At 60.8% G+C, this 14143-nt stretch carries 8 protein-coding genes; 7 read left to right on the forward strand and 1 reads right to left on the reverse strand.

Annotated elements, in window-relative coordinates; translation table 11 throughout:
- Window positions 1–234 precede the first annotated feature (234 nt).
- Window positions 235–660 (reverse strand): YciI family protein, encoded by a 426-nt coding sequence (locus V9L13_RS05610; RefSeq protein ID WP_338801790.1) that lies wholly within the window; start codon window positions 658–660, stop codon window positions 235–237.
- A 324-nt stretch (window positions 661–984) separates the two neighbouring features.
- On the opposite strand from V9L13_RS05610, the gene tpx reads away from it, so the two are divergent.
- The 7 genes from tpx to V9L13_RS05645 all read left to right on the forward strand — a co-directional run bounded on the left by tpx (window position 985) and on the right by V9L13_RS05645 (window position 14094).
- Entirely contained in the window at window positions 985–1485 is a 501-nt protein-coding gene (gene tpx, locus V9L13_RS05615; protein WP_007968505.1) for a thiol peroxidase, read from the forward strand.
- A 176-nt stretch (window positions 1486–1661) separates the two neighbouring features.
- Window positions 1662–2969, forward strand: a complete 1308-nt coding sequence (locus tag V9L13_RS05620; RefSeq protein ID WP_338801791.1) for an MdtA/MuxA family multidrug efflux RND transporter periplasmic adaptor subunit — start codon at window positions 1662–1664, stop codon at window positions 2967–2969.
- Complete coding sequence (locus tag V9L13_RS05625) at window positions 2966–6061, forward strand: MdtB/MuxB family multidrug efflux RND transporter permease subunit (protein WP_338801792.1); 3096 nt, start codon at window positions 2966–2968, stop codon at window positions 6059–6061. The genes V9L13_RS05620 and V9L13_RS05625 overlap by 4 nt, the downstream gene beginning before the upstream one ends.
- Window positions 6062–6203: 142 nt before the next feature.
- Window positions 6204–9311 carry an efflux RND transporter permease subunit gene (locus V9L13_RS05630; protein ID WP_338801793.1) on the forward strand — a complete coding sequence of 1036 codons (3108 nt, stop codon included), beginning with the start codon at window positions 6204–6206 and terminating at the stop codon, window positions 9309–9311.
- A complete protein-coding gene (locus V9L13_RS05635; protein ID WP_338801794.1) occupies window positions 9308–10768 on the forward strand; it encodes an efflux transporter outer membrane subunit in 1461 nt (486 codons plus the stop codon). The genes V9L13_RS05630 and V9L13_RS05635 overlap by 4 nt, the downstream gene beginning before the upstream one ends.
- 252 nt (window positions 10769–11020) lie before the next feature.
- Window positions 11021–13102 (forward strand): EAL domain-containing protein, encoded by a 2082-nt coding sequence (locus V9L13_RS05640; protein ID WP_338801795.1) that lies wholly within the window; start codon window positions 11021–11023, stop codon window positions 13100–13102.
- A 245-nt stretch (window positions 13103–13347) separates the two neighbouring features.
- A complete protein-coding gene (locus tag V9L13_RS05645) occupies window positions 13348–14094 on the forward strand; it encodes an SDR family oxidoreductase (protein WP_338801796.1) in 747 nt (248 codons plus the stop codon).
- The last annotated feature ends 49 nt before the right edge of the window (window positions 14095–14143 follow it).

The raw sequence follows: 14143 nt of genomic DNA on the forward strand, positions 1-14143 counted from the left end.
TAGCAGCTAATGGGGAGTTAGCCAGTCGAAGGGATTAATTCTTTGGTTTTGTGTACGGCTTCGCAGTCGAATGGTGAACTGATCAATTAAATGAGTGTTGTCAGTGATGACGCTTTCGCGGGCAAGCCACGCTCCCACAGGTATCGAGTCGGTCATAGGATTTGTGAACGCTTCAATACCTGTGGGAGCGTGGCTTGCCCGCGATGGCAATTTCAAATTCAACGTGGCGTTGGATCAGGCATTTTTCTTCGCTTGCTCGCGAACACGCTCTTCCTGCGCCCGCGCCTCAGGAGTGAACTCGGCGCCGAAGTCCTCGGCGGAGAAAATCTGGCGGATCTCGATATCAGAATCTCCCGGCATCGGATTCGGGCAGCGCTTGACCCATTCGATGGCTTCTTCTTTCGACTTCACTTCCCAGATCCAGTACCCGGCTACCAGCTCCTTGGTTTGGATGAACGGGCCGTCGATGACCGTGCGCTTGTCGCCGGAGAAATGCACGCGCGCGCCTTTGCTGCTCGGGTGCAGGCCATCGGCGTCGATGAGGATGCCGGCCTTGACCAGTTCTTCGTTGAAGTTGCCCATGGCGGTGATCAGCTCTTCACTGGGCATGATGCCGGCTTCGGAGTCGGCGCTGGCTTTGACAAGGATCATGAATCGCATGGTGGTTTCTCCAGGGAATGGGGGGATTCACTACGTAGTCGAACGGTCACCTCACGAATCGACAGACCTTCTAAATAAATGATGCAGATCCGCGAAGATCAGTGTGGGAGCGAGCTTGCTCGCGAAGACGGCGGCACATTCAGCATAGCGTTGCCTGGCAGATTGCTTTCGCGAGCAAGCTCGCTCCCACAGGATTTGCGGTTGTATACAGTTTTTTGCGTAGCCCCCTGACAATTTTCATTCAGGGCATAGGTCGTCGGACAATTTCGTGGTTAACTTCGGCCTCTTGCATGCTCAATAACCACGTTAAGAAGGACTAAAGTCATGGCTCAAGTCACCCTCAAAGGCAACCCGGTTCAAGTCAACGGCCAGTTGCCACAAGCCGGTTCCAAGGCGCCAGCCTTTTCTCTGGTTGCCGGCAATCTGTCCGACGTCACCCTGAAAGACTTTGCCGGCAAGCGCAAAGTGCTGAACATCTTCCCAAGCGTCGACACTCCGACCTGCGCGACTTCGGTACGCAAGTTCAACGCTCAGGCCAACGAACTGGCCAACACCGTGGTGCTGTGCATCTCGGCTGACCTGCCATTCGCCCAAGCCCGCTTCTGCGGCGCCGAAGGCCTGGAAAACGTGCAGAACCTGTCGACCCTGCGCGGCGCCGAGTTCATCGAGAACTACGGTGTAGCCATCGCTGATGGCCCGCTCAAAGGCCTGACCGCCCGCGCCGTGGTGGTGCTGGACGAGAACGACAACGTGCTGCACAGCGAGCTGGTCAAGGAAATCGCTGAAGAGCCGAACTACGACGCAGCACTCGCCGTACTGAAATAAGCGCTTTTACAATTGTTAACGGCCTGGCCCTGTCCAGGCCGTTTTCATTTGTGTATCAGTGTCTTGGCTCACACCTTGTAACGTAAGTTGAAAGTAAATAGCCGGTAAAGCTGCTTTGCTTAAGTCCCGTCAGTGCTTATCGTTCAGCCTCCCGTAAAAAGAAGCCCACGCGCCCAATGGTAAATCACTCCATGCAATCGTCCTCCCGTAACTCTCGTCGCTGGCTGTTGAGCCTGCTTGTGCTGCTGATCATCGCCGCTTTGTGCTGGAAATTCTGGCCCGCCGGTTCAGCCCACAAGGAGGGCGCGCAGAAAGCTGCTGCCGGCCACACCGGGCGTTCGGGGATGATGCGGCCGGGCTTCGGCGGCGCGGCCGGGCCGATTCCGGTGCGTGTGGCGCCGGCGGTCACGGGTGACTTCCCGCTGTATTACAAGGCGCTGGGCACGGTCACTGCGCTCAATACCATCAATGTGCGCAGCCGGGTGGGCGGCGAACTGGTGAAGATCAATTTCGAGGAAGGGCAGATGGTCAAGGCCGGCGACCTGCTGGCAGAGATCGATCCGCGTCCTTATCAGAATGCCTTGCTCCAGGCTGAAGGCACCTTGCTGCAGAATCAGGCGCAGTTGAAAAACGCACAGGTCGACGTCGAGCGTTATCGTGGCCTGTATAAGGAAGACAGTATCGCCAAACAGACTCTGGACACCGCCGAAGCGCTGGTCGGCCAGTATCTGGGCACGGTCAAGACCAATCAGGCGGCGGTCAACGACGCCAAGCTCAATCTCGAATTCACCAAGATCCGCGCACCGATTGCCGGTCGTGTCGGCCTGCGTCAGCTCGACGTCGGCAACCTGGTGGCGGCGAACGACACCACGTTCCTCGCCGTCATTACCCAGACTCAGCCAATCAGCGTGGTGTTCACCCTGCCGGAAAACAATCTGGAAACCGTGCTGGCGCGTTACCACAGCGGCGCCAAACTGCCCGCTGAGGCATGGGATCGTGGCGACACCAAAATTCAGGCCACCGGCGTCCTGCAAAGTCTCGACAACCAGATCGACGTCACCACCGGTACCCTGAAGTTCAAGGCCCGTTACGATAACCGCGACCAGTCGCTGTTCCCCAATCAGTTCGTCAACGTGCACCTGTTGGCCGACACCCTCAAGGGTGTAGTGCTGGCACCGTCCGCAGCCATCCAGTTCGGCACCAATGGCACCTTCGTCTATGCAATGGACGGCGACAAAAAAGTCACCATCCGCCAACTGAAGATCGGCGCGAGCGATGGCAACAACACGGTGATCACCGAAGGTCTCGCCGCGGGCGACCGCGTGGTGCTCGAAGGCACCGACCGCTTGAAGGAGGGCAGTGAAGTCGAAGTGGTCAACGACAGCAATGACGTGCCGACAACGCCGACCGAACACCTGCAAGGCAAGCCCGCTGCCAGCGCGCATGACACCGCCTCGACAGACAAGGCCAAGAAGGGCGCATGAACATTTCGCGGCTGTTCATCCTCCGTCCGGTAGCGACCACCCTGAGCATGCTGGCCATTGTTCTGGCCGGCCTGATTGCCTATCGCCTGCTGCCGGTCTCGGCATTGCCGCAGGTCGATTACCCGACCATTCGCGTCATGACCCTGTACCCCGGCGCCAGTCCGGACGTGATGACCAGTGCCGTCACCGCGCCGCTCGAACGCCAGTTCGGGCAGATGCCGGGCCTTACGCAAATGGCCTCGACCAGTTCCGGCGGCGCTTCAGTGCTGACCCTGCGTTTCAGCCTCGACATCAACATGGACGTCGCCGAACAGCAGGTGCAAGCCGCGATCAACGCCGCGACCAACCTGCTGCCGAGCGACCTGCCGGCGCCGCCGGTGTACAACAAGGTCAACCCGGCGGATACCCCGGTGCTGACCCTGGCGATCACCTCGAAAACCATGCTTCTGCCCAAGCTTAATGATCTGGTCGATACGCGCATGGCGCAGAAGATCGCCCAGATCAGCGGCGTCGGCATGGTCAGCATTGCCGGCGGTCAGCGGCAGGCGGTGCGGATCAAGGTCAACCCGGAAGCCCTCGCGGCGAACAGCCTGAACCTGGAAGACGTGCGCACCCTGATCGGCGCGTCCAATGTCAACCAGCCGAAAGGTAACTTCGACGGCCCGACCCGGGTCTCGATGCTCGATGCCAACGACCAGCTGACGTCGCCCAAGGACTACGCCAACCTGATCCTCGCCTACAAGAACGGCGCGCCGCTGCGTCTGAAGGATGTGGCGGAAATCGTCGACGGTGCGGAGAACGAACGTCTCGCCGCGTGGGCCAACCAGAATCAGGCTGTGCTGCTGAACATCCAGCGTCAGCCGGGCGCCAACGTGATCGAGGTGGTCGACCGGATCAAAGCGTTGCTGCCGAGCATCACCGATAACCTGCCGGCCGGCCTCGACGTCACCGTGCTCACCGACCGCACTCAGACCATCCGCGCCTCGGTTACTGACGTGCAGCACGAACTGCTGATCGCCATTGCGTTGGTGGTGATGGTGACCTTCCTCTTTCTACGGCGTGCCAGCGCGACGATCATTCCGTCGGTAGCGGTGCCGCTGTCGCTGATCGGTACGTTTGGCGTGATGTATCTCGCCGGGTTCTCGGTCAACAACCTGACCTTGATGGCGCTGACCATCGCCACCGGTTTTGTGGTCGACGATGCGATTGTGATGTTGGAAAACATCGCGCGCTTCATCGAAGAAGGGGACAGCCCGATGCAGGCCGCGCTCAAGGGCGCGAAGCAGATTGGCTTTACCCTGATCTCCCTGACGCTGTCGCTGATTGCGGTACTGATTCCGCTGCTGTTCATGGCCGACGTGGTCGGGCGGCTGTTTCGCGAGTTCGCCATCACTCTGGCGGTGGCGATCCTGATTTCCCTGGTGGTTTCGCTGACCCTGACGCCGATGATGTGCGCGCGACTGCTCAAGCGTGAACCGCAAGAACACGAGCAGGGCCGTTTCTACCGGGCCAGTGGCGCATTCATCGACTGGATGATCGCTGCTTACGGGCGCAAGTTGCAGTGGGTGCTCAAGCACCAGCCGCTGACCCTGATGGTGGCCATCGGTACTCTGGCGCTGACCGTGTTCCTTTATATGGTTGTACCCAAGGGCTTCTTCCCGGTGCAGGACACCGGGGTGATCCAGGGCATTTCCGAGGCGCCGCAGTCGATTTCCTTCGCGGCCATGGGCGAGCGTCAGCAGGCGCTGGCCAAGGTGATTCTCGAAGATCCGGCGGTTGAAAGCCTGTCGTCCTACATCGGTGTCGACGGCGACAACGCGACGCTCAACAGCGGTCGTCTGTTGATCAACCTCAAGCCCCACGGCCAGCGTGACCTGAGCGCCACCGAGGTGATCGCGCGCCTGCAACCGCAACTGGACAAACTGGTCGGCATCCGCCTGTTCATGCAGCCGGTGCAGGATCTGACCATCGAGGATCGGGTCAGCCGGACCCAGTACCAGTTCAGCATGTCCTCACCGGATGCCGAACTGCTCAGCCAGTGGAGCGGGCGTCTGGTCGAGGCCCTGGCCCAGCGTCCGGAACTGACCGACGTTGCCAGCGACTTGCAGGATAAAGGCCTGCAGGTCTATCTGGTGATCGACCGCGACGCGGCTTCGCGTCTCGGTGTCTCGGTGCAGAACATCACCGATGCGCTGTATGACGCCTTCGGTCAGCGGCAAATCTCCACCATTTATACGCAGGCTAGCCAGTACCGCGTGGTGCTGCAGGCGCAGGCCGGGGAGAAGATCGGGCCGGCGGCGCTGGATCAGATTCACGTCAAGACCACTGACGGTGCGCAGGTGCGCCTGTCGAGCCTGGCCCATGTCGAGGAGCGCCAGGCGCAACTGGCGATTACCCACATCGGTCAGTTCCCGGCGGTGATGATGTCGTTCAACCTGGCGCCCGGCGTGGCGCTGGGGCATGCGGTGGACATCATTGATCAAGTGCAGAAGGACATCGGCATGCCGATTGGTGTGCAGACCCAGTTTCAGGGCGCGGCCGAAGCGTTTCAGGCCTCGCTGTCGAGCACCTTGCTGCTGATTCTCGCGGCGGTGGTGACCATGTACATCGTGCTCGGCGTGCTTTACGAAAGTTACATCCACCCGATCACCATTCTCTCGACCCTGCCGTCGGCGGCGGTCGGCGCGTTGCTGGCGTTGCTGCTCAGCGGCAATGACCTGGGCATGATCGCGATCATCGGCATCATCCTGCTGATCGGTATCGTCAAGAAGAACGCGATCATGATGATCGACTTCGCCCTCGACGCCGAACGCACGCAGGGCATGGCACCGGAGCAGGCGATCTATCAGGCGGCGCTGCTGCGTTTTCGGCCGATTCTGATGACCACCCTGGCCGCACTGTTCGGCGCGGTGCCACTGATGCTCGCCACCGGTTCCGGGGCGGAACTGCGTCAGCCACTGGGTCTGGTAATGGTCGGAGGTTTGCTGGTGAGCCAGGTGCTGACCCTGTTCACCACGCCGGTGATCTATCTGTACTTCGACCGTCTCGGTCGGCGCTTTGGCAAAACCAATGCCGAAGAGGTACCGGTATGACTGTCTGGACACATTCCCCCTGTGGGAGCGGGCTTGCTCGCGAAAGCGCTGTATCAGGCGACATGAATGTTGAATGTCAGACCGTATTCGCGAGCAAGCCCGCTCCCACAAGGGAGTGGTGTGATGTTGGGGATTGCGGTCAATGAACCTCTCCGGTCCTTTCATCAAGCGCCCGGTCGCGACCATGCTCCTGAGTCTGGCGATCATGCTGCTGGGCGGGGTCAGCTTCGGCCTGTTGCCGGTGTCGCCGCTGCCGCAAATGGATTTCCCGGTGATCGTGGTCCAGGCCAGTCTGCCCGGCGCCAGTCCCGAGGTGATGGCGTCCACGGTGGCGACGCCGCTGGAGCGCTCGTTCGGGGCGATTGCCGGCGTCAACACCATGAGCAGCCGCTCCAGCCAGGGTTCGACCCGGGTCATTCTACAATTTGACCTCGATCGTGATATCAACGGCGCGGCGCGGGAAGTGCAGGCGGCGATCAACGCTTCGCGCAACCTGTTGCCGAGCGGGATGCGCAGCATGCCGACCTACAAGAAGGTCAACCCGTCGCAGGCGCCGATCATGGTGCTGTCGCTGACTTCGGATGTGCTGGAAAAAGGCCAGCTCTATGACCTGGCCTCGACCATCCTCTCGCAGAGCCTGTCCCAGGTGCAGGGCGTGGGTGAAGTGCAGATCGGCGGCAGTTCGCTGCCGGCGGTGCGCATCGAACTCGAACCGCAGGCGCTGAACCAGTACGGCGTGGCGCTCGACGATGTGCGCAAGACCATCGCCGGGGCCAACGTGCGCCGGCCCAAGGGCTCGGTGGAAGACAGCGAGCGCCTGTGGCAGATCCAGGCCAACGACCAGTTGGAGAAAGCCAAGGATTACGAATCACTGATCATCCACTACAACAACGGTGCAGCCCTGCGTCTGAAGGACGTGGCCAAGGTCAGCGACGGCGTCGAAGACCGTTACAACAGCGGTTTCTTCAACGATGACGCGGCGGTGCTATTGGTGATCAACCGTCAGGCCGGCGCCAACATCATCGAGACGGTCAACGAGATCAAGGCGCAGTTGCCGGCTCTGCAAGCGGTACTGCCGGCCAGCGTCAAGCTGAACCTGGCAATGGATCGCTCACCAGTGATCAAGGCCACGTTGCACGAAGCGGAAATGACTCTGTTGATCGCCGTGGCACTGGTGATTCTGGTGGTGTTCCTGTTCCTCGGTAACTTCCGCGCCTCGCTGATTCCTACATTGGCGGTGCCGGTGTCGCTGGTCGGCACCTTCGCGGTGATGTACCTGTATGGTTTTTCGCTGAACAACCTGTCGCTGATGGCGTTGATTCTGGCGACCGGGCTGGTGGTGGACGATGCCATCGTGGTGCTGGAAAACATCTCCCGGCACATCGACGAAGGCGTCAAACCGATGAAAGCCGCGTACCTCGGGGCCAAGGAAGTCGGGTTCACCTTGCTGTCGATGAACGTCTCGCTGGTGGCGGTATTTCTGTCGATCCTGTTCATGGGCGGGATTATCGAGAGCCTGTTCCGCGAGTTCTCGATCACACTGGCGGCGGCGATCGTGGTGTCGCTGGTGGTGTCCCTGACGCTTACGCCGATGCTCTGCGCGCGCTGGCTCAAACCGCATACCCCGGGTGAAGAAAACCGTTTGCAACGCTGGAGCCGACGGACCAACGACTGGATGGTCGGCAAATACGCCACCAGCCTCGACTGGGTGTTGCGTCATCGTCGTCTGACATTGCTCAGTCTGTTGATCACGGTCGGGGTGAACGTCGCGCTGTATGTCGTGGTGCCGAAAACCTTCATGCCGCAACAGGACACCGGTCAGTTGATCGGTTTCGTGCGCGGTGATGACGGCCTCTCGTTCAGTGTCATGCAGCCGAAAATGGAAACCTTCCGCCGCGCCGTGCTCAAGGATGACGCGGTGGAAAGCGTCGCCGGGTTCATCGGCGGCACCAACGGCACCAACAACGCCTTTATGCTGGTGCGGTTGAAACCGATCAAGGAGCGTCAGCTCTCGGCGCAGAAAGTCATCGAACGTCTGCGCAAGGAAATGCCCAAGGTTCCCGGCGCCCAGTTGATGCTGATGGCGGATCAGGACCTGCAGTTCGGCGGTGGCCGCGAGCAGACCACGTCGCAATACAGCTACATCCTGCAAAGCGGCGATCTGGGTTCGTTGCGCGAGTGGTATCCGAAAGTCGTCGCCGCGTTACGGGCGCTGCCCGAGCTCACGGCCATCGACGCCCGCGAGGGGCGCGGCGCGCAGCAGGTCACGCTGATTGTCGACCGCGATCAGGCCAAGCGCCTCGGCGTCGACATGAACATGGTCACGGCGGTGTTGAACAACGCCTACAGCCAGCGGCAGATCTCCACGATCTACGACAGCCTCAACCAGTATCAGGTGGTGATGGAGGTCAATCCGAAGTATGCGCAGGACCCGGTAACGCTCAATCAGGTGCACGTGATTACCGCTGACGGCGCGCGGATTCCGTTGTCGACGATTGCCCACTACGAAAACAGTCTGGAAGACGACCGCGTCAGCCACGAAGGCCAGTTCGCCTCTGAAGACATTTCCTTCGATATGGCCGAAGGCGTGACGGTGGAGCAGGGCAGTGCCGCGATCGAACGGGCGATTGCCAAGCTTGGTCTGCCGGAAGACGTTATCGCGAAAATGGCCGGCACCGCTGACGCCTTTGCCGCGACGCAGAAGAGCCAGCCGTTCATGATCCTCGGTGCGCTGCTGGCGGTGTATCTGGTACTCGGCGTGTTGTATGAAAGTTACATTCATCCGCTGACGATTCTCTCGACCTTGCCCTCGGCTGGCGTCGGCGCGTTGCTGTCGATCTATGCGCTGGGCGGCGAGTTCAGCCTGATCTCGCTGCTCGGGTTGTTCCTGTTGATCGGGGTGGTGAAGAAAAACGCGATTCTGATGATCGACCTGGCGCTGCAACTGGAGCGCCATCAGGGCCTGTCGCCGCTGGAGTCGATCCGCAGCGCCTGCCTGCAACGGCTGCGGCCGATTCTGATGACCACCCTGGCGGCGATCCTCGGCGCCTTGCCGTTGCTGCTCAGCCGTGCGGAAGGTGCGGAAATGCGCCAGCCATTGGGCCTGACCATTATCGGCGGCCTGATCTTCAGTCAGGTGCTGACTCTTTACACCACGCCTGTGGTTTACCTCTATCTCGACAAGCTGCGCCACCGCTTCAACAAGTGGCGTGGCGTGCGTACTGACGCCGCTCTGGAAACTCCGCTATGACTGACCGTTCGCTTCTCAATCTGGCCACTGCGCGCGGCTCGCGCCTGTTGAGTCTGTCGCTGTGCGTGGCGATGCTCAGTGCCTGCGCCGTCGGCCCGGACTATCAGCGCCCGCAGACCGCCGAGGTCGCGCAATACAAAGAGGCCGAAGGCTGGCGCCAGGCCAATCCGAGCGACTCGCTGGCCCGTGGCGCCTGGTGGGAGTTGTATGGCGATCAGCAGCTCAATGGCCTGATCGAGAAACTCAACAGCTCCAACCAGACCGTTGCGCAGTCCGAAGCCCAGTACCGTCAAGCCCAGGCTTTGGTGCGCAGTGCCCGGGGGGCGTTTTACCCGAACGTCGACCTGAGCCTGGGCAAGACCCGCTCCAGCCAGGGCACCGGCAGCAGCAGTTCGAGCCTGAGCAGTTCCGCCAGCGGCATTCGCGACACCTACAACGCGCAGTTGGGCGTGAGTTGGGAAGCGGATATCTGGGGCAAGTTGCGCCGTGGCCTGGAAGCCAATGAAGCCAGCGCCCAGGCCAGCTTCGCCGATCTGGCGGCGATGCGCCTGAGCCAGCAATCGGAGCTGGTGCAGAATTACCTGCAACTGCGGGTGATCGATCAGCAGAAGCGCCTGCTCGAAGCCACCGTCACGGCTTACGAGAAATCGCTGCAAATGACCCAGAACCAGTACCGCGCGGGTATTTCCGGGCGCGATGCGGTGGCGCAGGCACAGACTCAGCTGAAAAGCACGCAGGCCGATCTGGTGGACCTGATCTGGCAACGGGCGCAGTTTGAGAATGCTATCGCCGTCCTCACCGGGCAGGCGCCGGCCGAGTTCAGCATTGCCGAAACCCAGAGCATTCCGAACCTGCCGCAGATTCCGCTGAGTCTGCCGTCGCAGTTGCTGGAGCGCCGCCCGGACATCGCCTCTGCGGAGCGCTCGGTGATTGCCGCGAACGCCAACATTGGCGTGGCGAAAGCGGCGTATTACCCGGATCTGACCTTGAGCATGAGTGGCGGTTACAGCAGCAGTACCTCCAAAGACTTGTTCAGCCTGCCCAACCGTTTCTGGTCGGTCGGCCCGAAACTGGACTTGCCGATCTTCGACGGCGGCATCCGTTCGGCCGAGGTTGACCGTACCGAGGCGGTCTATGACCAGACCGTCGCCAAGTACCGCCAGACTGTGCTCGATGGTTTCCGTGAAGTGGAAAACTATCTGGTGCAACTGAAGGTGTATGAAGACGAAGCCGCTGTGCGTCAGGAAGCACTGGAGGCGGCGCGTGACTCGCTGCGCCTGACCCAGAATCAGTACAAGGCCGGTTTGATTGCCTACATCGATGTGGTTGTGGTGCAGGCCACGGCGTTGAGTAACGAGCGCACGGTGCTGAACATTCTGCAGAGCCGCTTGATCGCCAGCGTGCAATTGATTGCGGCGCTGGGCGGTGGTTGGGACGGACAACTGGCCAGCGAATAAATCGTGTAGGAGCTGCGGCACGCTGCGATCTTTTGATCTTTAAAACAAAGTCAAAAGATCGCAGCGTGCCGCAGCTCCTACAGGTTGTGATCGTTGTTCCAGAGCCTTGTAGAACCATCAAACAAGCGTTTCATCGGGTTGATGGCAAAATGATTACTTTGTCAGTGCGTTCTTCTGCGCAATCAGTACAATCGCCGCATTTGCCCGGCCGAGAATGGATGCAGTACGGCGCGGGTGGTTGCGAGAATCCCCATGCTCATCGGTAATTATTCCTTCACTCTGGTTTTCATTTCGTTGTGTGTGGCGATTCTCGCGTCCTACACCGCGCTCGACCTGACCGGGCGCATCGCCAACGCCCGTGGGCGCGCAGTGCATCTCTGGACGGCGGGCGGTGCACTGGCGATGGGGGTTGGCGTGTGGTCGATGCATTTCATCGGCATGCTGGCTTTCAAGCTGCCGATCGATCTGGGCTACGACATGGCGATTACCGCGCTATCGCTATTGATCGCGGTACTGTCCTGCGGGTTTGCCCTGTGGCTGGTCAGTCAGCCGAAACTGCCTGTGTTGCAACTGGCCTTTGGCGCCTTGGTCATGGGCGCCGGCATCAGTGCGATGCATTACACCGGCATGGCCGCGCTGCGCATGACCCCAGGAATCGATTACGACCCGACGCTGTTCGGCGCGTCATTGCTGATCGCGGTGGGTGCTTCGGCAGCGGCGTTGTGGATCGCCTTCCGCTTGCGCCAGCAATCGCCGTATGTGCGCCTGATCCGCGGCGGCGCGGCGGTGATCATGGGCATTGCCATTGTCGGCATGCACTACACCGGGATGGCCGCCGCGCAGTTTCCCGCTGGCAGTTTCTGCGGTGCGACGCTTGACGGACTCAAGGGCAATGGCCTCGACAATCTGGTGCTGATCACCACCCTGGCGGTGCTGTCGATCGCCTTGCTCACTTCGATTCTCGATGCTCGCCTCGAAGCGCGCACCGCCGATCTGGCGCATTCGCTGACCCTGGCCAACCGTGAACTGACGCAACTGGCGTTGCATGACACCCTGACCGGCCTGCCGAACCGCATGTTGCTGGACGACCGGATCAATCAGGCGATGAAAAAGGTTGAGGAACAGGGCGGCTGTTTTGCGCTGATGTTCATCGATCTGGACGGTTTCAAACCGGTCAACGATGCCTTTGGCCACCACATGGGTGACCAGTTGCTGCGCGAAGTCGGGGTGCGCCTGCGTGAAGACTTGCGCAGCCAGGACACGCTGGCGCGGATCGGCGGCGACGAATTCGTGCTGCTGGTGCGCCTGAGTGAACCCGACGATGCCTTAGGCCTTGCCGCGCGCCAGGTCGGGTTGATCGCCCAGGCCTTCCGCGTGGCCGAGCACGACTTGCAGATATCCGCCAGCGTCGGCATCGCCTTGTACCCGGGCAATGGCCAGAGCGCTCAGGAACTGTTGATGAACGCCGACGCGGCGATGTATCACGCCAAGGGCGGCGGCAAAAACGGCTACAGCTTCTTTGATGCCTCGATGAATAACAACGCGCGCAAGCAACTGCAACTGTTGCAGGATCTGCGTGCAGCGCTGGAGCACGGTCAGTTCAGCCTGTATTTCCAACCCAAATTCGACGCCGCCAGCGGTCGTCCGGTCGGCGCCGAAGCGCTGCTGCGCTGGCAACATCCGACCCAGGGCATGTTGCTGCCGGACAAGTTCATCGATCTGGCGGAGAAAACCGGTCTGATCATCGCCATTGGAGAATGGGTGCTCAACGAAGCTTGCCGGCAGATGCGCGAATGGTACGTGCTCGGTTACACCGACTGGCGAATCGCGGTGAACCTCTCGGCGTTGCAGTTCTGCCACGCGGGGCTGGTGCAGAGCGTGGCCAAGGCGCTGGCGACGCACCGTCTGCCGGCCAACAGCCTGACCCTGGAAATCACCGAAACCACAGCCATGAGCGACGCGGACGCGAGCATGACCGTGTTGCAGGAGTTGTCGGACATGGGCGTCGACTTGTCGATCGACGATTTCGGCACCGGCTACTCGAGCCTGATGTACCTCAAGCGTTTGCCGGCCAATGAGCTGAAGATCGACCGCGGATTTGTCCGTGATCTGGAACACGACAGCGACGACGCGGCCATCGTCTCGGCCATCGTGGCGTTGGGGCAGGCATTGGGTCTGCGGATCGTCGCCGAGGGGGTGGAGACCGGAATGCAGCAGGACTTCCTCACGCAGTTGGGGTGTGATTCGTTGCAGGGCTATCTGTTGGGGCATCCGATGCCGGCGGATGTGTTCCTGCAGAACATTGCCCGTGGAGAGGCTGTGGCGGCTGTCTGACTGCAGTCTGTGGCGAGGGAGCTTGCTCCCGCTGGGGCGCGAAGCGGCCCCCGCCTTTACTCGGTTGTACCGTGTTGGCCGGATTCGCGTCTGCTTCGCAGCCGAGCGGGAGCAAGCTCCCTCGCCACAAAAAACATCTCAGTCTCATACATGGTTTTGTCTTTGACAGAGCCCATGCAAAAACGCCCAATGGCGGTTATTCTTCCACCCGACTGTTACGTGTGCATTGGGGGGGAAGGGCCAGCATGGATAAAGTCATTGTGATCACCGGTGGCGGGCGCGGAATTGGTGCCGCTACGGCGTTGTTGGCTGCCGAGCAGGGCTATCGGATCTGCATCAACTATCAGTCGGATGAGCAGGCCGCGCAAAGCGTGCTGGAGCAAGTGCGGGCGCTGGGGGCCCAAGCCATTGCGGTGCGCGCCGATGTCAGTATCGAAGACGAAGTGATGGCGCTGTTTCAGCGGGTCGACACCGAGCTGGGTCGGGTCACCGCGCTGGTGAACAACGCCGGCACCGTCGGGCACAAATCGCGGGTCGATGAAATGTCCGAGTTCCGCATCCTCAAAATCATGAAAACGAATGTGCTGGCACCGATCCTCTGCGCCAAACACGCGATCCTGCGCATGTCGCCCAAACACGGCGGGCAGGGCGGCAGCATCGTCAACGTCTCCTCGGTCGCGGCACGCCTGGGTTCGCCCAACGAGTACGTCGACTACGCCGCGTCCAAAGGTGCGCTCGACACCTTCACCATCGGCCTGTCCAAGGAAGTGGCGGGCGAGGGGATTCGCGTCAACGCGGTGCGTCCGGGTTATATCTATACCGATTTCCACGCGTTGAGCGGTGATCCGGACCGGGTCAGCAAGCTTGAGTCGGCGATCCCGATGGCCCGGGGCGGGCGGCCGGATGAAGTGGCGGAGGCGATAGTCTGGTTGCTTTCGGACAAGGCTTCTTATGCGACCGGGACGTTTGTTGATCTGGGTGGTGGGCGTTGATCTTTGAGATTTGTATTGGCTGATCCGGCCTCTTCGCGAGCAAGCCCGC

It is taken from the genome of Pseudomonas sp. RSB 5.4 (assembly GCF_037126175.1).
GTDB lineage: Bacteria > Pseudomonadota > Gammaproteobacteria > Pseudomonadales > Pseudomonadaceae > Aquipseudomonas > Aquipseudomonas fluorescens_H.

Coding starts and splice junctions, on each gene's coding strand:
- V9L13_RS05630 (WP_338801793.1), top strand. CDS start 6,204: ATGAACCTCTCCGGTCCTTTCATCAAGCGCCCGGTCGCGACCATGCTC.
- V9L13_RS05640 (WP_338801795.1), top strand. CDS start 11,021: ATGCTCATCGGTAATTATTCCTTCACTCTGGTTTTCATTTCGTTGTGT.
- V9L13_RS05635 (WP_338801794.1), top strand. CDS start 9,308: ATGACTGACCGTTCGCTTCTCAATCTGGCCACTGCGCGCGGCTCGCGC.
- tpx (WP_007968505.1), top strand. CDS start 985: ATGGCTCAAGTCACCCTCAAAGGCAACCCGGTTCAAGTCAACGGCCAG.
- V9L13_RS05625 (WP_338801792.1), top strand. CDS start 2,966: ATGAACATTTCGCGGCTGTTCATCCTCCGTCCGGTAGCGACCACCCTG.
- V9L13_RS05610 (WP_338801790.1), bottom strand. CDS start 660: ATGCGATTCATGATCCTTGTCAAAGCCAGCGCCGACTCCGAAGCCGGC.
- V9L13_RS05645 (WP_338801796.1), top strand. CDS start 13,348: ATGGATAAAGTCATTGTGATCACCGGTGGCGGGCGCGGAATTGGTGCC.
- V9L13_RS05620 (WP_338801791.1), top strand. CDS start 1,662: ATGGTAAATCACTCCATGCAATCGTCCTCCCGTAACTCTCGTCGCTGG.